This is a genomic window from Streptomyces sp. NPDC002446 (assembly GCF_053595675.1).
Map to the genome: position 1 here is coordinate 23631 of NZ_JBSFYC010000053.1, position 20861 is coordinate 44491.

Here is a 20861-nt window from a genome sequence, read left to right on the forward strand (position 1 = left end):
CGCCATCGGCCCCGTACCGCCCACACCGGCCAGCTCTTACCTGAGTAGAGCCGACGAGCCTTACTTCGAGTAAAGCTCGACGATCAGCTGCTCCTGCACCTGGGTGTCGATCACCGGGCGCTCGGGCAGGCTGTGCACCAGGATCCGGAGGTTCGACGGAATCGCTTCCAGCCAGGCCGGAACCGTCTTCTCGCCGGCCTCGGCCTTGGCCACCTCGAAGGGGGTCAGGTTCCGAGAGCTCTCGCGGACCTCGATGATGTCGTTCACTGCCACACGAGCCGACGGGATGTCGGTCTTGCGGCCGTTCACGGTGATGTGTCCGTGACGGACCAGCTGACGGGCGTGGTCCCGGGACTTGGCGAAGCCGGCCCGGTAGATCACGTTGTCGAGACGGGTCTCAAGGATGCGCAGAAGGTTCTCACCGGTCTTGCCGGTCTTCTGGTTCGCTTCCTTGTAGTAGTTCACGAACTGCTTCTCAAGGACACCGTAGATACGGCTGCACTTCTGCTTCTCACGAAGCTGGAGCAGGTACTCGCTGTCCTTGGTGCGCCCGCGACCGTGCTCACCCGGGGGGTAAGGACGGATCTCGATCGGGCACTTCGCGCTCTCGCACTTGCTCCCCTTGAGGAAGAGCTTCTGCTTCTCCCGACGGCAACGCTTGCAGTCGGCCCCGGTGTAACGCGCCATTTTCCAGTTGTCTCCGTTACCTCAGTGCGTCAGACGCGCCGGCGCTTCGGCGGGCGGCATCCGTTGTGCGGGGTGGGGGTGACGTCCTGAATGGAGCCGACCTCGAGGCCGGTCGCCTGGAGCGAACGGATGGCGGTCTCGCGACCGGAACCCGGGCCCTTGACGAAGACGTCAACCTTGCGCATGCCGTGCTCCTGCGCGCGGCGGGCGGCCGACTCGGCGGCCATCTGCGCGGCGAAGGGGGTGGACTTGCGCGAGCCCTTGAAGCCGACGTGGCCGGCAGAGGCCCAAGAGATCACGTTCCCGGTCGGGTCGGTGATCGAGACGATCGTGTTGTTGAACGTGCTCTTGATGTGAGCGTGCCCGTGGGCGACGTTCTTCTTCTCCTTGCGGCGCACCTTCTTGGCGCCGGCCGTACGGCCCTTCGGAGGCATTCATTACTCCCGTGGAGGTGGTCGGTCCTACAGCGAAGACCGCTTGGGGGGTTCTGGGGGGCATCCCCCAGAACACACGTGCGTCCTGCTGAGGACTACTTCTTGCCCGGCTTCTTCTTGCCGGCGATCGCGCGACGCGGACCCTTGCGGGTACGAGCGTTCGTGCTGGTGCGCTGACCGTGCACCGGCAGACCGCGACGGTGACGCAGACCCTGGTAGCAGCCGATCTCGACCTTGCGGCGGATGTCGGCCTGGATCTCGCGACGGAGGTCACCCTCGGTGCGGAGGTTGGCGTCCACGTACTCGCGGATCTTGACCAGGTCCTCTTCGGGCAGGTCACGAACGCGGGTGTTGGGGTTCACACCGGTCGCGGCGAGCGTCTGCTGCGCCAGCGTGCGGCCGATGCCGAAAACGTAGGTGAGGGCGACCTCCACGCGCTTTTCACGCGGGATGTCAACACCTGAAACGCGTGCCATTCAATGGCTCCTGTGTTGATTCGGGGGTCTTCCACAAAGCCGCTCCCAGCCGCCGTACCAGGTACGTTCTGGGTCCCCGGCCCCCGCCGGAGGTGTCGTCGGCCGTCAGGCCGGACGGGCTCTGCTTATGTACATGTGTGCTTGCGTCGCGCGAACTGCGAAATTGCAGGTGGTCGGCGTGCGTCAGCCCTGGCGCTGCTTGTGGCGCAGGTTGTCGCAGATGACCATGACCCGGCCGTGACGGCGGATCACCTTGCACTTGTCGCAGATCTTCTTGACGCTCGGCTTGACCTTCATGGGTGTGAGGTTCTCCGGGTCAGTGCCGCCACCCCACGGGAGCGGGGTGCCGACAAGATCTACTTGTAGCGGTAGACGATCCGGCCACGCGTCAGGTCGTACGGAGAAAGCTCCACCACGACCCGGTCATCCGGGAGGATGCGGATGTAGTGCATCCGCATCTTGCCGCTGATGTGCGCGAGGACCTTGTGACCGTTCTGGAGCTCCACCTTGAACATGGCGTTCGGCAGGGACTCGATCACGGTGCCCTCGATTTCGATGGCACCTTGCTTCTTGGCCACGCTTCGCCCTTCGAATCGGCTACCTTGATCAACTCTCGTGATGTATCCGGTGCACTTTCAAGAATGTCTCCTATCTTGGAGACAGGCATACGGATGCACGAGAGCCGACGCGTCAGTCTACGTCAGTGCCTAGGAAAAGACGAATCCTGGATTATTGCCCACCCGGGGTGATCCTTACGCCAGCGGGTCGGGCGCCGCGGTGATCCCCAGCTCGGCCAGCTTGGCCTTGCCGCCGTCCGGTGCGGTCAGCACCAGCGGGCCGTTCTCGGTCAGCGCGACCGAGTGCTCCCAGTGCGAGGACCAGCTGCCGTCGTTCGACTTGACCGTCCAGTCGTCGTCGAGGACGTGGGTCTTGGCCGTGCCGAGATTGACCATCGGCTCGATCGCGATGCAGAAGCCGGGCACCAGCTTGGGGCCGCGGCCGCGCTTGCGGTCGACGTAGTTCAGCAGATGCGGGTCCATGTGCATCTGCGAGCCGATGCCGTGGCCGCCGTAGTCCTCGACGATGCCGTACTTGCCGCAGGACGGCCGGGGCTGGCGGCGGATGTAGCCCTCGATCGCCCGGGAGATGTCCACCAGGCGGTTGCCCTTGGCGACCGCCGCGATGCCGGCCCACATCGACTCCTCGGTGACCCGGCTGAGCTCGACCAGCTCCGCGGAGTGACCGGATCCGACGAAGGCGGTGTACGCGGCGTCGCCGTGCCAGCCGTCGATGATCGCGCCGCAGTCGATGGAGATGATGTCCCCGTCCTGGAGGACCGTCTCGGTGTCGGGGATGCCGTGGACGACGACGTCGTTCACCGAGGTGCAGATCGTCGCGGGGAAGCCGCCGTAACCGAGGAAGTTCGACTTCGCGCCGTGCTCGGCGAGCACCTTGCGCGCCGCGTCGTCCAGGTCCTTGGTCGTGGCGCCCGGTACCGCGGCCTTGCGGGTGGCGGCGTGGATGGCGGCGACCACCAGCCCCGCCTCGCGCATCTTCGCGATCTGCTCCGGGGTCTTGATCTCCACCATGCCGGCGTTCCGCCTTCGTTCTCGTCCTGCGTCTGTTCTGACCAACAGTACGGCCGCGGTACCCGGACTGGGCAACCGCGGCCGTACGGAGCTGCTGGCCTACTCGCCGCTCTGGAGCGCAGCCATGGCGCGCTCCGTGACCTCTTCCACCTTGCCGAGGGCCGGGATCGTCACGACCAGGTCCTGGGCCTTGTAGTAGTCGATGATCGGCTCGGTCTCCGTGTGGTAGACCTCCAGCCGCTTGCGGACGGTCTCCTCGCGGTCGTCGTCACGCTGGTACAGCTCGCCGCCGCAGACGTCGCAGACGCCCTGGGTCTTCGGCTTGTTGTACTCCGCGTGGAAGACGTGGCTGCTGTCCTTGCGGCAGATGCGCCGGCCGGCGATCCGCTTGACGACCTCGTCCTCCGGGACCTCCAGGTCCAGGACGGCGTCGAGCTTGAGGTTCCGGCCCTTGAGGAACTCGTCCAGCGCCTCGGCCTGGCCGAGGTTGCGCGGGAAGCCGTCGAGGAGGAAGCCCTCGGCGGCGTCGGCCTGCTCCATGCGGTCCTCGGCCATGCCAATCGTGACCGAGTCGGGCACCAGGTTGCCGGCGTCCATGTACGACTTCGCCTCGACACCCAGGGGCGTGCCCTGACTGATGTTGGCGCGGAACAGGTCCCCCGTGGAGATGTGCGGGATCGCGAGGTTCTTGGCAAGGTACGCAGCCTGCGTACCCTTGCCGGCCCCCGGGGGTCCGACGAGGACGATTCGCATCAGCGGAGGAACCCTTCGTAGTTGCGCTGCTGAAGCTGGCTCTCGATCTGCTTCACGGTCTCCAGGCCCACACCCACGATGATGAGGATGCTCGTCCCGCCGAACGGGAAGTTCTGGTTCGCGTTGAACAGCACCAACGCCACTGTTGGTACGAGCGCGATCAGCCCCAGGTACAGCGAGCCCGGCCACGTGATCCGGTTGAGCACGTAGCTGAGGTACTCGGCCGTCGGGCGACCAGCCCGGATACCCGGGATGAAGCCACCATACTTCTTCATGTTGTCGGCAACTTCTTCGGGGTTGAAGCTGATGGCGACGTAGAAGAAGGCGAAGAACACGATCAGCAGGAAGTACGTAACGATGTAAACCGGGTGGTTTCCCTTGGTGAAGTTGGTGGCGATCCAGGTCGCCCATGCCGCCTTCGACCCGCTGAACTGTGCGATGAGGGCTGGAATGTAGAGCAGCGATGACGCGAAGATGACGGGAATCACACCCGCCTGGTTCACCTTGAGCGGGATGTACGTGGACGTACCGCCGTAGGACCGGCGCCCGATCATCCGCTTCGCGTACTGCACCGGGATGCGCCGCTGAGCCTGCTCGACGAAGACCACCAGGGCGACCATCGCCAGGCCGACCACGATCACCGCGAAGAACTCGATCCAGCCGTCGGCCAGCTTGCCCTGGAGCTTGATCTGCCACAGGGCGCCCGGGAAGCCGGCGGCGATCGAGATGAACATCAGGATCGACATGCCGTTGCCGATGCCGCGGTCGGTGACGAGCTCACCGAGCCACATGATCAGGGCGGTGCCGGCGGTCATCGTGATGACCATCGTGATGGTGGTGAAGATCGAGTCGCTGGGCACGATCTCGGTGTTGACCGGGCAGCCCTGGAAGAGCGCACCGCTGCGGGCGGTGGCCACCAGGCCGGTGCCCTGCAGGATGGCGAGCGCCACGGTCAGATAGCGGGTGTACTGGGTGATCTTCGCCTGGCCGGACTGCCCCTCTTTCTTGAGGGCCTCCAGCCTGGGGATCACCACGGTCAGCAGCTGGAGGATGATGCTCGCCGTGATGTACGGCATGATCCCCAGCGCGAAGATCGTGATCTGCAGCAGCGCACCACCGCTGAACATGTTCACCAGGGCGAACAACCCGCTACTGCCGCCGGCCTGCTTCATGCAGGTCTCGACGTTCGCGTAGTTCACCCCGGGGACCGGGACGTGCGCTCCGATCCGGTAGAGCACGATGATGCCCAATGTGAACAGCAGCTTCTTGCGCAGGTCGGGCGTCTTGAACGCTCGGGCGAACGCGGTGAGCACGGTGCCTCCTGCGCCCCCCGCCTCATAGCGGGAGGTGACGGTCTTGAGGATCGACGAATACTAAGCGGCCAAAAACCGCGTGGACACGGCCCACGCGGCGAGGGCCCGGGACCAGGGCCCCGGAAAAACAACAGTGCCTGCCACCTTACCGGCGACCGTACCCCCGTGGAACGACCAACCGGGGATGCCCCAATCGATGGGCATCCCCGGTCAGTTGAACCAACGAACTCAGATGAGTTCGGTGACGGTGCCGCCGGCAGCGGCGATCTTCTCCTTGGCGGAGCCGGAGACGGCGTCAACCGAAACCTGCAGCGCCACGGAGATCTCGCCCTGGCCCAGGACCTTGACGAGCTCGTTCTTGCGCACCGCGCCCTTGGCGACCAGGTCGGCCACCGTGACCTCGCCACCCTGCGGGTAGAGCGCGGCCAGCTTGTCCAGGTTCACGACCTGGAACTGCTTGTGAGCGGGGTTCTTGAAACCCTTCAGCTTCGGGAGGCGCATGTGGAGGGGCATCTGGCCACCCTCGAAGCGCTCCGGAACCTGGTAACGGGCCTTCGTACCCTTGGTACCACGACCAGCGGTCTTACCCTTGGACGCCTCGCCACGACCCACGCGGGTCTTGGCGGTCTTGGCGCCCGGGGCAGGACGGAGGTTGTGGACCTTGAGCGGGTTCTGCTCCGCCATGTCAGTCGACCTCCTCAACCGTCACGAGGTGGCGGACGGTGTGCACCATGCCGCGGAACTCGGGGCGGTCCTCCTTGACAACCACGTCGTTGAGCTTCTTCAGGCCCAGCGAACGAAGGGTGTCGCGGTGGTTCTGCTTGCTACCGATGTAGGACTTCGTCTGCGTGATCTTGAGGTGCGCCATTACGCGGTCACCCCTGCACGCGCCCGCAGCAGAGCGGCGGGAGCAACGTCCTCCAGCGGCAGGCCACGACGGGCCGCGATCTCCTCGGGGCGCTGCAGGCCCTGAAGCGCGGTCACCGTGGCGTGCACGATGTTGATCGGGTTGGACGAGCCGAGCGACTTGCTCAGCACGTCGTGGATGCCCGCGCACTCCAGAACGGCACGCACGGGGCCACCGGCGATCACACCGGTACCGGGGGAAGCCGGCTTGAGCAGGACGACGCCCGCAGCCTTCTCGCCCTGGATGGGGTGAGGGATGGTGCCCTGGATACGGGGGACCTTGAAGAAGTTCTTCTTGGCCTCTTCCACGCCCTTGGCGATGGCAGCCGGAACTTCCTTGGCCTTGCCGTAACCGACACCTACGGTGCCGTCACCGTCGCCCACCACGACCAGCGCGGTGAAGCTGAAACGACGACCACCCTTGACAACCTTGGCGACGCGGTTGATCGCGACAACGCGCTCAACGTACGCGGTCTTCTCGGCGGCAGCGCCACCGTCGCGACCCTTCCGGTCCCGCCGCTCGCCGCCACCGGCACCGCTCCCGCGGCGCTGGGGTCCAGCCATTGGATTTACCTCTCTCTGTTACGTCCGCTAGCTCCGGAACCGGGGCTTAGAACTTCAGCCCGGCTTCGCGGGCGGCGTCGGCCAGAGCGGCAATCCGCCCGGCGTACTGCTTGCCACCACGGTCGAACACGACGGCCTCGACACCGGCGGCCTTGGCACGCTCGGCGACCAGGGAGCCGACCTTCTGGGCCTGGGCGCTCTTGTCGCCCTCGCCACCACGGATCGACGCGTCCAGGCTCGACGCCGAGGCCAGCGTGTGGCCCGCGATGTCGTCGATGACCTGCGCGGTGATGCCGCGGTTGGACCGCGTCACAACCAGACGCGGACGCTCCGGGGTACCCGAAATCCGCTTGCGGATGCGGATGTGGCGACGCTTGGCGGCGGCGCGCTTGTAGGCGTCACCCTTCGCGATCTTCACACCGTATGCCATGGCTTACTTACCAGCCTTTCCGACCTTGCGGCGGATGACCTCGCCGGCGTACTTGACGCCCTTGGCCTTGTACGGGTCAGGCTTGCGCAGCTTGCGGATGTTCGCCGCCACCTCGCCGACCTTCTGCTTGTCGATGCCCTCGACGCTGAGCTTGGTCGGGGACTCGACCTTGAAGGAGATCCCCTCGGGGGCCTCGATCAGGATCGGGTGGCTGTAGCCCAGGGCGAACTCCAGGTTGGAGCCCTTCGCCTGGACGCGGTAACCGACACCGCTGATCTCGAGCGCCTTGCTGTAGCCCTGGGTCACGCCGGTGATCATGTTCGCCACCAGCGTGCGGGACAGGCCGTGCAGGGCCTTGTTCTGACGCTCGTCGTTCGGGCGGGTGACGTTGATAACGCCGTCCTCACCCTTGGCGACCTCGATGGGCGCGGCGACGGTGTGCGAAAGGGAGCCCTTGGGACCCTTCACGTTGACCGTGCGGCCTTCGATGGTGACGTCCACACCAGCGGGAACCTGGATGGGCAGCTTGCCAATACGCGACATTAGCTATTCCTCCGTTCCCTGGTTACCAGACGTAGGCGAGGACTTCCCCACCCACGCCCTTCTTGCTGGCCTGCTGACCGGTCAGGAGACCGTGGGACGTGGAGATGATCGCCACGCCCAGGCCGCCGAGCACCTTCGGCAGGTTGGTGGACTTTGCGTAGACCCGCAGGCCCGGCTTCGAGATCCGCTTGATGCCGGCGATCGAGCGCTCGCGGTTCGGGCCGAACTTCAGCTCGAGGACGAGGTTCTTGCCGACCTCGGCGTCCTCGACGCGCCAGCCGGTGATGTAACCCTCCTGCTGGAGGATCTCCGCGATGTGCGACTTGATCTTGCTGTGCGGCATCACGACGGTGTCGTGGTACGCCGAGTTCGCGTTCCGCAGACGGGTCAGCATGTCTGCGATGGGGTCAGTCATGGTCATGAATTGGCCTTCGGCCTCTCTCGCCGGGGTTTCCTATGTGCGCCATCCCTCTCCCCGATCAGAGTCGGGACGGGTGCGGCGCGGGGACCTACGGCGTAGTAAGCGACGTTATGCGGGCTTCGCCCGCGGTCGGTCTCGGGCGGCGGGACGCCCAAACCCCTCTACCTTACGGGAAAAGGGTGGGACTCCCGCCGACCGATTGCTTACCGAGAGCCCCGGTCATCCCAACTAAGGGATTACCAGGAGCTCTTGGTCACGCCCGGCAGCTCGCCACGGTGAGCCATCTCACGAAGGCACACGCGGCACAGGCCGAACTTGCGGTACACGGAGTGCGGGCGGCCGCAGCGCTGGCAGCGGGTGTACGCGCGCACACCGAACTTCGGCTTGCGAGCAGCCTTGGCAATCAGAGCCTTCTTCGCCATCTCGCTCACGCCTCCTTGAACGGGAAGCCGAGGTGACGAAGGAGAGCGCGGCCCTCATCGTCGTTGGTCGCCGTGGTGACCACGGTGATGTCCATACCCCGGGTACGGTCGATCTTGTCCTGGTCGATCTCGTGGAACATGACCTGCTCCGTGAGACCGAAGGTGTAGTTGCCCCGACCGTCGAACTGCTTCGGGGACAGACCACGGAAGTCGCGGATGCGCGGCAGCGCGAGCGACAGCAGGCGGTCCAGGAACTCCCACATGCGGTCACCGCGGAGGGTGACGTGGGCACCGATCGGCTGGCCCTCACGCAGCTTGAACTGCGCGATGGACTTACGGGCCTTGGTGACGGCCGGCTTCTGGCCCGTGATCGTGGTGAGGTCGCGGATGGCGCCCTCGATCAGCTTGGAGTCGCGGGCGGCGTCGCCCACACCCATGTTGACCACGATCTTGGTCAGACCGGGGATCTGCATGACGTTCTCGTAGGAGAACTCGTCCTTCAGCTTCCCGGCGATCTCTTCGCGGTAGCGCGTCTTGAGACGCGGCGCGTTGGTGGTGGCAGTCATCAGATGTCCTCACCGGTCCGCTTGGCAACGCGGATCTTGTTGCCCTCGTCGTCGAAGCGGTATCCGACGCGGGTAACGACCTTGTTGCCGTCCTTCTCCACGACCAGCTGAACGTTGCTGACGTGGATGGGGGCCTCGGTCGTCACGATGCCGCCGGTCTTCGACCCACGAGCGGTCTGTCCGGCCTTGGTGTGCTTCTTGACCCGGTTGACACCCTCGACCAGGACGCGGTCCTCGCGGGGGAAGGCCTGGATGACCTTGCCCTGCTTGCCCTTGTCCTTACCGGTGATGACCTGGACCAGGTCGCCCTTCTTGATCTTCATCGGTTACAGCACCTCCGGCGCGAGCGAGATGATCTTCATGAACTTCTTCTCGCGCAGTTCCCGGCCCACGGGGCCGAAGATGCGGGTGCCGCGGGGGTCGCCATCGTTCTTGAGGATGACGGCCGCGTTCTCGTCGAAGCGGATGTACGAGCCGTCCGGACGGCGGCGCTCCTTGACGGTGCGAACGATGACCGCCTTGACGACGTCACCCTTCTTCACGTTGCCACCGGGGATCGCATCCTTGACGGTGGCGACGATGACGTCACCGATGCCCGCGTAGCGGCGACCGGAACCACCGAGAACACGGATGCAAAGGATCTCCTTCGCACCAGTGTTGTCGGCGACACGCAGTCGCGACTCCTGCTGGATCACGTCTATCTCCTGTTTGTCTGCCGGTTCCCGGCGAGAAGCGCGAGTGCTTCGCGCTTCTCGCCGAGCCTGGCGGAACTGTTCCTAGGGGGTCCCCCTAGGAGGGATTACTTGGCCTTCTCGAGGATCTCGACGATGCGCCAGCGCTTGGTGGCGGACAGCGGCCGGGTCTCCATCAGGAGGACGCGGTCGCCGACGCCGGCAGCGTTCTGCTCGTCGTGCGCCTTGAGCTTGTTGGTACGGCGGATGACCTTGCCGTACAGCGCGTGCTTGACGCGGTCCTCGACAGCGACGACGACGGTCTTGTCCATCTTGTCGCTGACGACGAGACCCTCACGGGTCTTGCGGAAACCGCGCTCGTTCGTCTCAGTCACATTCTTCTCGCTCATCAGGCGCTCTCCACCGTCTCGATGCCCAGCTCGCGCTCACGCATCAGGGTGTAGATCCGGGCGATGTCCTTGCGGACGGCCTTCAGCCGGCCGTGGTTCTCGAGCTGTCCGGTCGCCGCCTGGAAGCGGAGGTTGAACAGCTCTTCCTTGGCCTCACGGAGCTTGGCAACGAGGTCCTCGTTGTTCAGCTCGCGCAGCTCGGACGCCTTGGTAACGGCCGACATCACGATTCACCTGCCTCGCGCCGAACGATGCGGCACTTCATCGGAAGCTTGTGGGCGGCGCGGGTCAGCGCCTCCTTAGCAACCTTCTCGTTCGGGAAGGACAGCTCGAACATCACCCGACCGGGCTTGACGTTCGCGACCCACCACTCCGGGGAACCCTTACCGGAACCCATGCGGGTCTCGGCAGGCTTCTTCGTCAGCGGGCGGTCCGGGTAGATGTTGATCCAGACCTTGCCGCCACGCTTGATGTGACGGGTCATCGCGATACGAGCGGACTCGATCTGACGGTTCGTCACGTAGGCCGGGGTGACGGCCTGGATTCCGTACTCACCGAAGGCCAGCTCGGTGCCACCCTTGGCCATACCGTTGCGCTTCGGGTGGTGCTGCTTGCGGTGCTTGACCCTGCGAGGGATCAGCATGTCGGTCAGGCCTCCGTTCCGGGGGTCTCCGCCGGAGCAGCGGCAGCGGCCTCGGCCTTGGGGGCCTCGGCAGCGGCGCTCTGCTGCTGCGGCTTGCGGCCGCCGCGGCCGCCGCGCTCGCCACCGCGACGCGGGCGGTCGTTGCCGCCACCGCGGGCCGGGCGGTTGCCCGCACGGGCGGCGGCGTTCTCGGCGCGCACCTCGGCGATGTTCTTGACGTCGCCCTTGTAGATCCAGACCTTCACGCCGATGCGGCCGAAGGTGGTCTTGGCCTCGAAGAAGCCGTAGTCGACGTTCGCGCGGAGCGTGTGCAGGGGCACACGGCCCTCGCGGTAGAACTCCGAGCGGGACATCTCGGCGCCGCCGAGACGGCCACCGCACTGGATCTTGATGCCCTTGGCGCCGGCCTTCATCGTCGACTGCATGCTCTTACGCATGGCGCGACGGAAGGAGACGCGGGAGGACAGCTGCTCGGCGACGGCCTGGGCCACCAGCTGAGCGTCGGTCTCGGGGTTCTTGACCTCGAGGATGTTCAGCTGGACCTGCTTGCCGGTCAGCTTCTCCAGCTCGCCGCGGATGCGGTCGGCCTCGGCGCCGCGGCGGCCGATGACGATGCCCGGACGAGCGGTGTGGATGTCAACGCGGACGCGCTCACGGGTGCGCTCGATCTCCACCTTGGAGATACCGGCGCGCTCCATGCCCTTCGTCATCATGCGACGAATGGCGACGTCTTCCTTGACGTAGTCCTTGTACAGCTTGTCGGCGTACCAGCGGGACTTGAAGTCCGTCGTCACGCCGAGGCGGAACCCGTGCGGGTTTACCTTCTGGCCCATTACCGGGTTCCTTCCTTGCTGCTGACGACCACGGTGATGTGGCTGGTCCGCTTGCGGATCCGGTAGGCACGACCCTGAGCACGCGGACGGAACCGCTTCAGGGTCGGGCCCTCGTCGACGTACGCCTCGCTGATAACCAGCGTGGAGGCGTCCGTGTGGTCGTAGTTGTGCGCGGCGTTGGCAATGGCGCTGTCCAGCACCTTGCCCACCGGCACGCTCGCGGCCTGCGGGGCGAAACGCAGGACCGCCTGAGCCTCCGTGGCATCCATGCCACGGATAAGGTCCACCACGCGGCGGGCCTTCATGGGCGTGACGCGGATGTACCGCGCCTGGGCCCTGGCTTCCATGGTTGTCCCTTCGGTGTCAGTCATAGTCTTCGCACTCCGGTCGATCAGCGACGACGCGACTTGCGGTCGTCCTTCTCGTGGCCGCGGAAGGTGCGGGTCGGCGCAAACTCGCCGAGCTTGTGGCCGACCATCGACTCGGTGACGAACACCGGGACGTGCTTGCGGCCGTCGTGCACCGCGATCGTGTGGCCGAGCATGGCCGGGACGATCATGGAGCGGCGGGACCAGGTCTTGATGACGTTCTTGGTGCCTGCATCGTTCTGTACGTCCACCTTCTTGGCGAGGTGGTCGTCGACGAAGGGCCCCTTCTTGAGACTGCGCGGCATCTAAACCCGCTCCTAGCGCTTCTTGTTCGTCTTGCGGCGGCGGACGATGTACTTGTTGCTGGCCTTCTTCGGCGAGCGAGTACGACCCTCCTTCTGGCCCCAGGGCGAGACCGGGTGGCGACCACCGGAGGTCTTGCCCTCACCACCACCGTGCGGGTGGTCGACCGGGTTCATCACGACACCACGCACGGTCGGGCGGACGCCCTTCCAGCGCATACGGCCGGCCTTACCCCAGTTGATGTTCGACTGCTCGGCGTTGCCGACCTCGCCGACAGTGGCGCGGCAGCGGACGTCGACCAGGCGGATCTCACCGGACGGCATGCGCAGGTGGGCCATCCGGCCCTCCTTCGCCAGCAGCTGCACGGAGGCACCGGCCGAGCGGGCGAACTTCGCACCGCCGCCCGGACGCAGCTCGATCGCGTGGATCGTCGTACCCACGGGGATGTGACGCAGCGGCAGGTTGTTGCCCGGCTTGATGTCGGCGCCAGGGCCGTTCTCAATCCGAGCGCCCTGCTCCAGGCCACGGGGCGCGATGATGTAGCGCTTCTCGCCGTCTGCGTAGTGCAGCAGCGCGATGCGCGCGGTGCGGTTCGGGTCGTACTCGATGTGCGCGACCTTGGCCGGCACGCCGTCCTTGTCGTGACGACGGAAGTCGATCACGCGGTAGGCGCGCTTGTGGCCACCACCCTGGTGGCGAACGGTCACACGACCGGCGTTGTTACGGCCGCCCTTGCTGTGCAGCGGGCGGACCAGCGACTTCTCCGGCGTGGACCGCGTGATCTCGACAAAGTCGGCGACGCTGGAGCCACGACGGCCCGGGGTCGTCGGCTTGTACTTGCGGATACCCATTTCTCAGTCCTCGTCCGATTCCGGACGACTCGGACTCCGTTAGGAGACCGGGCCGCCGAAGATGTCGATACGGTCGCCCTCGGCGAGGGTCACGATGGCGCGCTTGGTGTTGGCGCGCTTGCCGTAACCGGTGCGGGTGCGCTTGCGCTTGCCCTGCCGGTTGATCGTGTTGACCCCGGTGACCTTGACCGAGAAGACCGCCTCGACGGCCTGCTTGATCTGGGTCTTGTTCGCGCCGGGCGCGACGATGAACGTGTACTTGTTCTCGTCCAGCAGCGCGTAGCTCTTCTCGGAAACCACCGGCTTGACGAGAACGTCGCGCGGGTCCGTGAAGGTCTTGCTGGTGACGACGGCCTCAGTCATCAGGCGTCGCTCCCTTCGGTCTCAGCGGCCTTGGGGCCAGACACGAAGGACTCGAAGGCGGCCTTGGTGAAGACCACGTCGTCGGAGACGAGCACGTCGTACGTGTTCAGCTGGCCCGGCTCCAGGATGTGAACCTGGGGCAGGTTGCGGGCGGACAGCCACGCGGCCTCGTCGCTGCGCTCGGCGACCAGGAGCACGTTCTTGCGCTCGCTGACCTTGCCGAGAAGAGCCTTGGCGGCCTTGGTGGAAACCGCGCCCTCGACCACGCCGGAAACGACGTGGATGCGGCTGTTGCGGGCCCGGTCGGTGAGGGCACCGCGCAGGGCGGCGGCCTTCATCTTCTTCGGGGTCCGCTGGCTGTAGTCACGCGGCACGGGGCCGTGGACGATGCCACCGCCGGCGAACTGCGGCGCACGGGTCGAACCCTGACGCGCCCGGCCGGTGCCCTTCTGGCGGTACGGCTTCTTGCCACCGCCGCGGACCTCGCCGCGAGTCTTGGTCTTGTGCGTGCCCTGACGGGCCGCGGCCAGCTGCGCGACAACGACCTGGTGGATCAGCGGAACGCTGACCTTGGCGTCGAAGATCTCCGCGGGGAGCTCGACGGACCCGGCCTTGTCGCCTGCCGGCGAAAGGATGTCAATGGTGCTCATCGGTTACCTCAGGCCCCCTTGGCCGCGGTACGGACCAGGACGAGGCCGCCGTTCGGACCAGGAACTGCGCCCTTGATGAGCAGCAGACCCTTCTCCGCGTCAACGGCGTGGACGGTCAGGTTCTGGGTGGTGACCCGCTCATTGCCCATACGGCCGGCCATCCGCATGCCCTTGAACACGCGGCCCGGGGTGGCGCAGCCACCGATGGAGCCCGGCTTGCGGTGCACGCGGTGGGCACCGTGCGAGGCCTTGCCGCCGTGGAAGCCGTGACGCTTCATGACACCGGCGAAGCCCTTGCCCTTGCTCTTGCCGGTCACGTCCACCTTGACGCCGGACTCGAAGGTCTCAGCGGTCAGCTCCTGGCCGAGGGTGTACTCACCGGCGTCGGGAGTACGGACCTCGACGAGGTGACGACGGGGGGTGACGTCGGCCTTCGCGAAGTGGCCCTTGAGGGGCTTGTTCACCTTGCGCGGGTCGATCTCGCCGAAGGCGATCTGGACGGAGTCGTAACCGTCCTGGTCATTGGTGCGCACCTGGGTAACGACGCAGGGGCCGGCCTTCACCACGGTCACCGGGACGACACGGTTGTTCTCGTCCCAGACCTGGGTCATGCCGAGCTTCTCGCCCAGGATGCCCTTGATCTGCTTAGCCATCTCTTCCGCGCCTCTCAGAGCTTGATCTCGATGTCAACGCCGGCCGGAAGGTCCAGGCGCATCAGCGAGTCAACGGTCTTGGGCGTCGGGTCGAGGATGTCGATCAGGCGCTTGTGCGTGCGCATCTCGAAGTGCTCGCGCGAGTCCTTGTACTTGTGCGGCGACTTGATGACGCAGTACACGTTCTTTTCAGTGGGCAGCGGCACCGGGCCCGCGACCGACGCACCAGTACGGGTCACCGTCTCGACGATCTTCTTCGCCGAGGAGTCGATGACCTCGTGGTCGTAGGCCTTGAGCCGGATGCGGATCTTCTGTCCCGCCATGGCTACTTCGTAGTCCTGTCTCTCGTAACGCTCTGGGACCCGGGAGGTTCGCGTTCTTCTCCGACCCACGCGGTCGGGCGTGTCGCACCCCTTCTCGTAAATCTCCGCACGAGAGATCCCTCAAGAAGGAGAGGCAGGGGAAGAACACCCACCGGGCGCCTGGCCGAGGCACCCCGCTGACACTTCCCGGAAGATTCCCGTATTTCCGGCCCTGAGAAGGGACGACGAATACCTGGGACTCGCTTCCGGTCCTCCCGGCGGGAGGCGCGCAGCATCGGCACTCAACCGAGCAACCTGGACAGTGTGCCATACGCGGGACGCGTAAGGCCAATCGGACCCCAACTGTCAAGGAGCCCCGCCCACCTGATGGTGGACGGGGCTCCCTGGAAACTGCTACCGGATCAACCGGATCAACAATTACTTGTTGATCTTGGTGACCTGGCCGGCGCCGACGGTCCGGCCACCCTCACGGATGGCGAACTTCAGGCCCTCCTCCATGGCGACCGGCTGGATCAGCTCGACCGACATCTCGGTGTTGTCGCCCGGCATGACCATCTCGGTGCCCTCGGGGAGGGTCACGACGCCGGTCACGTCCGTGGTACGGAAGTAGAACTGCGGGCGGTAGTTGTTGAAGAACGGGGTGTGACGGCCACCCTCGTCCTTCGACAGGATGTACGCCTGAGCCTCGAACGAGGTGTGCGGCGTGACCGAGCCCGGCTTGATGATGACCTGGCCGCGCTCGACGTCCTCGCGCTTGATGCCACGGAGGAGCAGACCGACGTTCTCACCGGCCTGGCCCTCGTCGAGGAGCTTGCGGAACATCTCGATGCCGGTGACCGTGGTGGTGGTCTTCTCGGTCTTGATGCCGATGATGTCGACGGTCTCGTTGACCTTGAGGACACCACGCTCGATACGACCGGTGACAACGGTGCCACGGCCGGTGATCGTGAAGACGTCCTCGATCGGCATCAGGAACGGCTTGTCGACGTCACGCTCGGGCTGCGGGATGGACTCGTCGACGGCCTTCATCAGGTCGAGGACGGACTTGCCCCACTCGGCGTCGCCCTCGAGCGCCTTGAGCGCCGAGACCTTGACGACCGGGACGTCGTCGCCCGGGAACTCGTACTCGGAGAGGAGCTCACGGACCTCGAGCTCGACGAGCTCCAGGATCTCCTCGTCGTCCACCATGTCGGCCTTGTTCAGGGCGACAACGATGTAGGGAACGCCGACCTGGCGGGCCAGGAGCACGTGCTCCTTGGTCTGCGGCATCGGACCGTCGGTCGCGGCGACCACGAGGATCGCGCCGTCCATCTGGGCGGCACCGGTGATCATGTTCTTGATGTAGTCCGCGTGACCGGGGCAGTCGACGTGGGCGTAGTGACGCGACTCGGTCTGGTACTCGACGTGCGCGATGGAGATGGTGATACCGCGCTGGCGCTCCTCAGGAGCCTTGTCGATCTGGTCGAAGGCCGAGGCCTCGTTCAGGTCCGGGTACGCGTCGTGCAGCACCTTGGTAATGGCGGCCGTGAGGGTCGTCTTACCGTGGTCAATGTGACCGATGGTGCCGATGTTGACGTGCGGCTTAGTCCGCTCGAACTTCGCCTTCGCCACTGGGGTCCTCCTGTGGAGTGGTTCTGTACGCCTTACTCATCGGCGCCAGGTGATCTTTGCTGGGGTGCCGGCTGCCGGGGCATTCCTCACGGATTGCGGGGATTACCCCGGCAGACGGTGTCAAGCCTAAAGCGTGTTCCGACTCGTGGGAGACGGAGCTACTCGCCCTTGGCCTTCGCGATGATCTCCTCGGCGACGTTCCGGGGAACCTCGGCGTAGGAGTCGAACTGCATCGAGTAGCTTGCGCGACCCGACGTCTTGCTGCGGAGGTCTCCGACGTAGCCGAACATCTCCGAGAGCGGAACCAGGCCCGTGACGAGCTTGGCGCCGGCGCGGTCCTCCATGGACTGGATCTGACCACGGCGGGAGTTGATGTCGCCGATCACATCGCCCATGTAGTCCTCGGGCGTGGTGACCTCGACCTTCATCATCGGCTCGAGCAGGGCCGGGGAGGCCTTGCGGGCGGCCTCCTTGAAGGCCATCGAACCGGCGATCTTGAACGCCATTTCCGACGAGTCGACCTCGTGGAAGGCACCGTCGAGAAGGGTGACCTTGACACCCGTCAGCGGGTAGCCGGCGAGGACACCGAACTCCATGGCCTCCTGGCAGCCCGCGTCCACGGACGGGATGTACTCCCGCGGGATACGGCCACCGGTGACCTTGTTCTCGAACTCGTACCCGTCGCCCTCGAGCGGCTCGAGCGCGATCTGCACCTTGGCGAACTGGCCGGAACCACCAGTCTGCTTCTTGTGCGTGTAGTCGAGACGCTCGACGGCCTTGCGCAGGGTCTCGCGGTAGGCGACCTGCGGCTTGCCGACGTTGGCCTCGACCCGGAACTCGCGCTTCATACGGTCGACCAGCACGTCGAGGTGCAGCTCGCCCATACCCGCGATGATGGTCTGGCCGGTCTCCTCGTCGGTGTGCACCTGGAACGAGGGGTCCTCTTCGGCGAGGCGCTGGATGGCGACACCCAGCTTCTCCTGGTCGCCCTTGGACTTGGGCTCAATGGCGACCTGGATGACCGGCGCCGGGAAGTCCATCGACTCCAGGATGACCGGGCTGCCCGCGTCGCAGAGGGTCTCACCGGTGGTGGTCTGCTTCAGACCCATGACGGCGACGATGTCACCGGCACCCACCGACTCGATCTCCTCACGCTTGTTCGCGTGCATCCGGTAGATCTTGCCGATGCGCTCCTTCTTGCCCTTCACCGAGTTCTGCACCTGCGAGCCGGCCTCAAGGCGGCCCGAGTACACCCGGATGAAGGTGAGCTTGCCCAGGTGGGGGTCGCTCGCGATCTTGAACGCGAGGGCCGACAGCGGCTCGTCCTCGGACGGCTTGCGCTTGACGACCTCCTCCGGGTCGTTGACCGCGTGGCCTTCGATGGCCTCGACGTCCAACGGGGAGGGGAGGTAGCGCACGACCGCGTCGAGCAGGGGCTGGACGCCCTTGTTCTTGAACGCGGTACCGCAGAACACCGGGGTGACGGTGGTCGTGTCGGCCTTGCCGGAAGCGATCGTGATACGGCGGATCGCCGCGTACAGCTGCTCCTCGGTGGGCTCCTGGCCCTCCAGGTACAGCTCCATGATCTCTTCGTCGTTCTCGGCGACGGTCTCGAGCAGCTTGCCGCGCCACTCGTCGGCGGCCTCGGTGTGCGTGGCCGGGATGTCGACGACGTCGTACATCTCGCCCTTGGCGGCCTCGGCCGACCAGACCAGGGCCTTCATCTTCACGAGGTCGACGACGCCCTTGAAGTCCATCTCGGTGCCGATCGGCAGCTGCATCACGATCGGGGTCGCGCCGAGGCGGTCCGTGATCATGTCGACACAGCGGTGGAACTCGGCACCCGTACGGTCGAGCTTGTTGACGAAGCAGATGCGCGGCACGCCGTAGCGGTCCGCCTGACGCCAGACAGTCTCGGACTGGGGCTCGACACCGGCGACGCCGTCGAACACCGTCACCGCACCGTCGAGCACGCGCAGCGAACGCTCCACCTCGACGGTGAAGTCGACGTGGCCGGGCGTGTCGATGATGTTGATGGTGTGATCGACATCTTCGAGCGGCCAGTGACAGGTCGTCGCGGCGGACGTGATCGTGATGCCGCGCTCCTGCTCCTGCTCCATCCAGTCCATCGTGGCAGCGCCGTCGTGGACCTCACCGATCTTGTACGACACGCCGGTGTAGAACAGGATCCGCTCGGTGGTGGTCGTCTTGCCCGCGTCGATGTGGGCCATGATCCCGATGTTGCGGACCTTGGCCAGGTCAAGCGAAGTGGTGGCCATAGTGGCTCAATCTTCTCTCGGTCTCGATGTGGGTTGCGACTACCAGCGGTAGTGCGCGAAGGCCTTGTTGGACTCGGCCATCTTGTGCGTGTCCTCGCGCTTCTTGACCGAAGCGCCGAGGCCGTTGGAGGCGTCGAGCAGTTCGTTCATGAGGCGCTCGGTCATGGTCTTCTCGCGACGGGCGCGGGAGTAGCCCACGAGCCAGCGGAGCGAGAGGGTGGCCGCGCGGCCGGGCTTGACCTCGACCGGGACCTGGTAGGTCGCGCCACCGACGCGGCGGGACTTGACCTCAAGGGTCGGCTTGATGTTCTCGAGCGCGCGCTTGAGCGTGATGACCGGGTCGTTGCCGGTCTTCTCGCGCAGACCCTCCATGGCGCCGTAAACGATGCGCTCAGCGGTGGAGCGCTTGCCGTTCAGCAGAACCTTGTTGATGAGGGAGGTCACCAGAGGAGAGCCGTAGACCGGGTCGATGATGACCGGGCGCTTCGGGGCGGGGCCCTTACGAGGCATTCTTACTTCTCCTTCTTGGCGCCGTAGCGGCTGCGAGCCTGCTTGCGGTTCTTGACGCCCTGCGTGTCGAGGGAGCCGCGGATGATCTTGTACCGAACACCCGGCAGGTCCTTCACACGGCCGCCACGCACGAGCACGATCGAGTGCTCCTGGAGGTTGTGGCCCTCACCCGGAATGTAAGCGGTGACCTCGATCCCGCTGGTCAGACGCACACGCGCGACCTTACGCAGGGCCGAGTTCGGCTTCTTCGGGGTGGTGGTGAAAACACGCGTGCAGACGCCACGGCGCTGGGGGGAACCCTCGAGCGCGGGCGTCTTGTTCTTCTCGACCTTGTCCTGCCGGCCCTTGCGGACCAGCTGCTGGATCGTAGGCACCGTTTCTCCGGTTTCTGTGTGCCAGTCTCGGTAAAGCTAACCTGGAACGTTCCCGACCCACGCGGTCGGGTGTGTCGAATACTGCAGTCCGGTCCTCGCTGGAACGAGTGAGGCAGCAGATTGCGGTGTCAAAAACCCGGCTTCCGTGGTGGCGGCGCTCCCAGCCGTAAGGCTTGAGGAGGTTGCGCGCACGGCAGGCCAGGGACACCCCAGGCACAAGGTCAGAGCGTACCTACCGCATTGGCTGCGGTCAAAACAAATGCACACGCGAAGGACACGCCGGACTCGTCACGGCGATGCGGCCACCGTAGTGCGATCCAAGGCCGTACGGAAGAAGGCGCCACACCCCCGCAACACACCGCGGGCGGCCCGGGAAGGTCAGAGGCCGACCGCCGCCGACAGGATGAAGATCAGCAGGAACAGCGCCCAGCCGCCGATCGCCAGCCAGCCCAGGATCAGCCCGGTGATGGCCTGGCCGTCCCCGCCCTGTCCGGTCCGGCGGATCTCGGCGCGCGCCTTGTGCCCCAGGATGACCGCCGGGATCGCCGTCAGACCCCAGGTCACCGGCGTCATGATCCCGCAGACCAGCGCGCCGGTCGCCGAGCTGTTCGTCGTCACGGGCATCGGCATCTGCATCGGCATGAACGTCGCCGGCACCACCGGACGCTGCGGCATGAACTGCGCCTGCGGCACCGGTCCCACCGGAAGGTCCGCGACCAGCATCTGCAGCTCGGAATGGGTCTGCGCCTTGTAGGCGCGCCCAAGCCGCTGCTCGTACTCCGGCTGCTGCAGTCGCCCCTCGGCAAACCCCGCCTTGAGTACGTCGATCGCCCGCTCACGATCGGCGTGCGACGCGCGCATGGCAGGCACCTGATGCTGCGGCTGAGCGGGCTGCCCACCTTGCCACGGCTGGAA

General features: G+C 65.7%; 34 protein-coding genes. All 34 read right to left on the bottom strand.

Annotated elements, in window-relative coordinates; all coding sequences use genetic code 11:
• Window positions 1-60 precede the first annotated feature (60 nt).
• On the bottom strand, window positions 61-687 hold the full coding sequence (gene rpsD / locus ACWD6P_RS26080) for a 30S ribosomal protein S4 (RefSeq protein WP_451446603.1): 627 nt from the start codon (window positions 685-687) through the stop codon (window positions 61-63).
• A 29-nt stretch (window positions 688-716) separates the two neighbouring features.
• Entirely contained in the window at window positions 717-1121 is a 405-nt protein-coding gene (gene rpsK, locus ACWD6P_RS26085; protein ID WP_004571845.1) for a 30S ribosomal protein S11, read from the bottom strand.
• Between the two features lie 95 nt (window positions 1122-1216).
• Window positions 1217-1597, bottom strand: a complete 381-nt coding sequence (rpsM, locus tag ACWD6P_RS26090; RefSeq protein WP_451446604.1) for a 30S ribosomal protein S13 — start codon at window positions 1595-1597, stop codon at window positions 1217-1219.
• Window positions 1598-1780: 183 nt separating this feature from the next.
• Complete coding sequence (rpmJ, locus tag ACWD6P_RS26095) at window positions 1781-1894, bottom strand: 50S ribosomal protein L36 (RefSeq protein ID WP_003956441.1); 114 nt, start codon at window positions 1892-1894, stop codon at window positions 1781-1783.
• Between the two features lie 59 nt (window positions 1895-1953).
• Window positions 1954-2175: a translation initiation factor IF-1 gene (gene infA / locus ACWD6P_RS26100; RefSeq protein ID WP_003956442.1), complete on the bottom strand. Its 222-nt coding sequence runs from the start codon at window positions 2173-2175 to the stop codon at window positions 1954-1956.
• Between the two features lie 174 nt (window positions 2176-2349).
• Window positions 2350-3186: a type I methionyl aminopeptidase gene (map, locus tag ACWD6P_RS26105; RefSeq protein ID WP_451446605.1), complete on the bottom strand. Its 837-nt coding sequence runs from the start codon at window positions 3184-3186 to the stop codon at window positions 2350-2352.
• Window positions 3187-3285: 99 nt separating this feature from the next.
• Window positions 3286-3939 (bottom strand): adenylate kinase, encoded by a 654-nt coding sequence (locus ACWD6P_RS26110; RefSeq protein ID WP_451446606.1) that lies wholly within the window; start codon window positions 3937-3939, stop codon window positions 3286-3288.
• Window positions 3939-5252 (bottom strand): preprotein translocase subunit SecY, encoded by a 1314-nt coding sequence (secY, locus tag ACWD6P_RS26115; protein ID WP_451446607.1) that lies wholly within the window; start codon window positions 5250-5252, stop codon window positions 3939-3941. Before secY ends, ACWD6P_RS26110 begins: the two co-directional genes overlap by 1 nt.
• A gap of 228 nt (window positions 5253-5480) precedes the next feature.
• Entirely contained in the window at window positions 5481-5936 is a 456-nt protein-coding gene (gene rplO / locus ACWD6P_RS26120) for a 50S ribosomal protein L15 (protein WP_393487431.1), read from the bottom strand.
• Window position 5937: 1 nt separating this feature from the next.
• Window positions 5938-6120, bottom strand: a complete 183-nt coding sequence (gene rpmD / locus ACWD6P_RS26125; protein ID WP_384429910.1) for a 50S ribosomal protein L30 — start codon at window positions 6118-6120, stop codon at window positions 5938-5940.
• Complete coding sequence (rpsE, locus tag ACWD6P_RS26130) at window positions 6120-6722, bottom strand: 30S ribosomal protein S5 (protein WP_006604888.1); 603 nt, start codon at window positions 6720-6722, stop codon at window positions 6120-6122. Before rpsE ends, rpmD begins: the two co-directional genes overlap by 1 nt.
• Window positions 6723-6768: 46 nt before the next feature.
• On the bottom strand, window positions 6769-7152 hold the full coding sequence (rplR, locus tag ACWD6P_RS26135; protein ID WP_030074793.1) for a 50S ribosomal protein L18: 384 nt from the start codon (window positions 7150-7152) through the stop codon (window positions 6769-6771).
• 3 nt (window positions 7153-7155) lie between these two features.
• Complete coding sequence (gene rplF / locus ACWD6P_RS26140; protein ID WP_451446608.1) at window positions 7156-7695, bottom strand: 50S ribosomal protein L6; 540 nt, start codon at window positions 7693-7695, stop codon at window positions 7156-7158.
• Window positions 7696-7717: 22 nt separating this feature from the next.
• Window positions 7718-8116, bottom strand: a complete 399-nt coding sequence (rpsH, locus tag ACWD6P_RS26145) for a 30S ribosomal protein S8 (RefSeq protein WP_006604885.1) — start codon at window positions 8114-8116, stop codon at window positions 7718-7720.
• Between the two features lie 236 nt (window positions 8117-8352).
• Window positions 8353-8538, bottom strand: a complete 186-nt coding sequence (locus tag ACWD6P_RS26150) for a type Z 30S ribosomal protein S14 (protein WP_003956452.1) — start codon at window positions 8536-8538, stop codon at window positions 8353-8355.
• A 5-nt stretch (window positions 8539-8543) separates the two neighbouring features.
• Window positions 8544-9104, bottom strand: a complete 561-nt coding sequence (rplE, locus tag ACWD6P_RS26155; RefSeq protein WP_016571061.1) for a 50S ribosomal protein L5 — start codon at window positions 9102-9104, stop codon at window positions 8544-8546.
• Window positions 9104-9427 (bottom strand): 50S ribosomal protein L24, encoded by a 324-nt coding sequence (gene rplX, locus ACWD6P_RS26160; RefSeq protein ID WP_030062892.1) that lies wholly within the window; start codon window positions 9425-9427, stop codon window positions 9104-9106. The genes rplE and rplX overlap by 1 nt, the downstream gene beginning before the upstream one ends.
• A 3-nt stretch (window positions 9428-9430) precedes the next feature.
• Window positions 9431-9799 (bottom strand): 50S ribosomal protein L14, encoded by a 369-nt coding sequence (gene rplN / locus ACWD6P_RS26165; protein WP_003998823.1) that lies wholly within the window; start codon window positions 9797-9799, stop codon window positions 9431-9433.
• Between the two features lie 104 nt (window positions 9800-9903).
• Window positions 9904-10185 carry a 30S ribosomal protein S17 gene (rpsQ, locus tag ACWD6P_RS26170; RefSeq protein WP_006604882.1) on the bottom strand — a complete coding sequence of 94 codons (282 nt, stop codon included), beginning with the start codon at window positions 10183-10185 and terminating at the stop codon, window positions 9904-9906.
• Window positions 10185-10409, bottom strand: a complete 225-nt coding sequence (rpmC, locus tag ACWD6P_RS26175; protein ID WP_046927445.1) for a 50S ribosomal protein L29 — start codon at window positions 10407-10409, stop codon at window positions 10185-10187. Before rpmC ends, rpsQ begins: the two co-directional genes overlap by 1 nt.
• On the bottom strand, window positions 10409-10828 hold the full coding sequence (rplP, locus tag ACWD6P_RS26180; protein ID WP_004571829.1) for a 50S ribosomal protein L16: 420 nt from the start codon (window positions 10826-10828) through the stop codon (window positions 10409-10411). Before rplP ends, rpmC begins: the two co-directional genes overlap by 1 nt.
• A 5-nt stretch (window positions 10829-10833) precedes the next feature.
• Window positions 10834-11661, bottom strand: coding sequence for a 30S ribosomal protein S3 (gene rpsC / locus ACWD6P_RS26185; RefSeq protein ID WP_069567069.1), 828 nt, complete (start codon window positions 11659-11661; stop codon window positions 10834-10836).
• Complete coding sequence (rplV, locus tag ACWD6P_RS26190) at window positions 11661-12008, bottom strand: 50S ribosomal protein L22 (protein ID WP_009997296.1); 348 nt, start codon at window positions 12006-12008, stop codon at window positions 11661-11663. Before rplV ends, rpsC begins: the two co-directional genes overlap by 1 nt.
• A 44-nt stretch (window positions 12009-12052) precedes the next feature.
• Window positions 12053-12334 (bottom strand): 30S ribosomal protein S19, encoded by a 282-nt coding sequence (gene rpsS, locus ACWD6P_RS26195; RefSeq protein ID WP_016571057.1) that lies wholly within the window; start codon window positions 12332-12334, stop codon window positions 12053-12055.
• 12 nt (window positions 12335-12346) lie between these two features.
• Window positions 12347-13183 (bottom strand): 50S ribosomal protein L2, encoded by an 837-nt coding sequence (rplB, locus tag ACWD6P_RS26200; protein WP_451446609.1) that lies wholly within the window; start codon window positions 13181-13183, stop codon window positions 12347-12349.
• A gap of 39 nt (window positions 13184-13222) precedes the next feature.
• Window positions 13223-13546 carry a 50S ribosomal protein L23 gene (rplW, locus tag ACWD6P_RS26205; protein WP_042155860.1) on the bottom strand — a complete coding sequence of 108 codons (324 nt, stop codon included), beginning with the start codon at window positions 13544-13546 and terminating at the stop codon, window positions 13223-13225.
• The gene (gene rplD / locus ACWD6P_RS26210; protein ID WP_451446610.1) at window positions 13546-14196 is read right to left on the bottom strand and encodes a 50S ribosomal protein L4; all 651 of its coding nucleotides are present in this window, start codon (window positions 14194-14196) and stop codon (window positions 13546-13548) included. The genes rplW and rplD overlap by 1 nt, the downstream gene beginning before the upstream one ends.
• An 8-nt stretch (window positions 14197-14204) precedes the next feature.
• Entirely contained in the window at window positions 14205-14849 is a 645-nt protein-coding gene (gene rplC, locus ACWD6P_RS26215) for a 50S ribosomal protein L3 (protein WP_006604873.1), read from the bottom strand.
• Window positions 14850-14863: 14 nt separating this feature from the next.
• The gene (gene rpsJ / locus ACWD6P_RS26220; RefSeq protein ID WP_003948644.1) at window positions 14864-15172 is read right to left on the bottom strand and encodes a 30S ribosomal protein S10; all 309 of its coding nucleotides are present in this window, start codon (window positions 15170-15172) and stop codon (window positions 14864-14866) included.
• A gap of 417 nt (window positions 15173-15589) precedes the next feature.
• Window positions 15590-16783, bottom strand: a complete 1194-nt coding sequence (tuf, locus tag ACWD6P_RS26225; protein ID WP_384429890.1) for an elongation factor Tu — start codon at window positions 16781-16783, stop codon at window positions 15590-15592.
• Window positions 16784-16941: 158 nt separating this feature from the next.
• Window positions 16942-19062 carry an elongation factor G gene (fusA, locus tag ACWD6P_RS26230; RefSeq protein WP_451446611.1) on the bottom strand — a complete coding sequence of 707 codons (2121 nt, stop codon included), beginning with the start codon at window positions 19060-19062 and terminating at the stop codon, window positions 16942-16944.
• A gap of 39 nt (window positions 19063-19101) precedes the next feature.
• Window positions 19102-19572, bottom strand: a complete 471-nt coding sequence (rpsG, locus tag ACWD6P_RS26235; protein ID WP_004571813.1) for a 30S ribosomal protein S7 — start codon at window positions 19570-19572, stop codon at window positions 19102-19104.
• Between the two features lie 2 nt (window positions 19573-19574).
• Window positions 19575-19946, bottom strand: coding sequence for a 30S ribosomal protein S12 (gene rpsL, locus ACWD6P_RS26240; RefSeq protein WP_003948652.1), 372 nt, complete (start codon window positions 19944-19946; stop codon window positions 19575-19577).
• A gap of 378 nt (window positions 19947-20324) precedes the next feature.
• Window positions 20325-20807 carry a DUF1707 and DUF4190 domain-containing protein gene (locus ACWD6P_RS26245; protein WP_451446612.1) on the bottom strand — a complete coding sequence of 161 codons (483 nt, stop codon included), beginning with the start codon at window positions 20805-20807 and terminating at the stop codon, window positions 20325-20327.
• Window positions 20808-20861 lie beyond the last annotated feature (54 nt).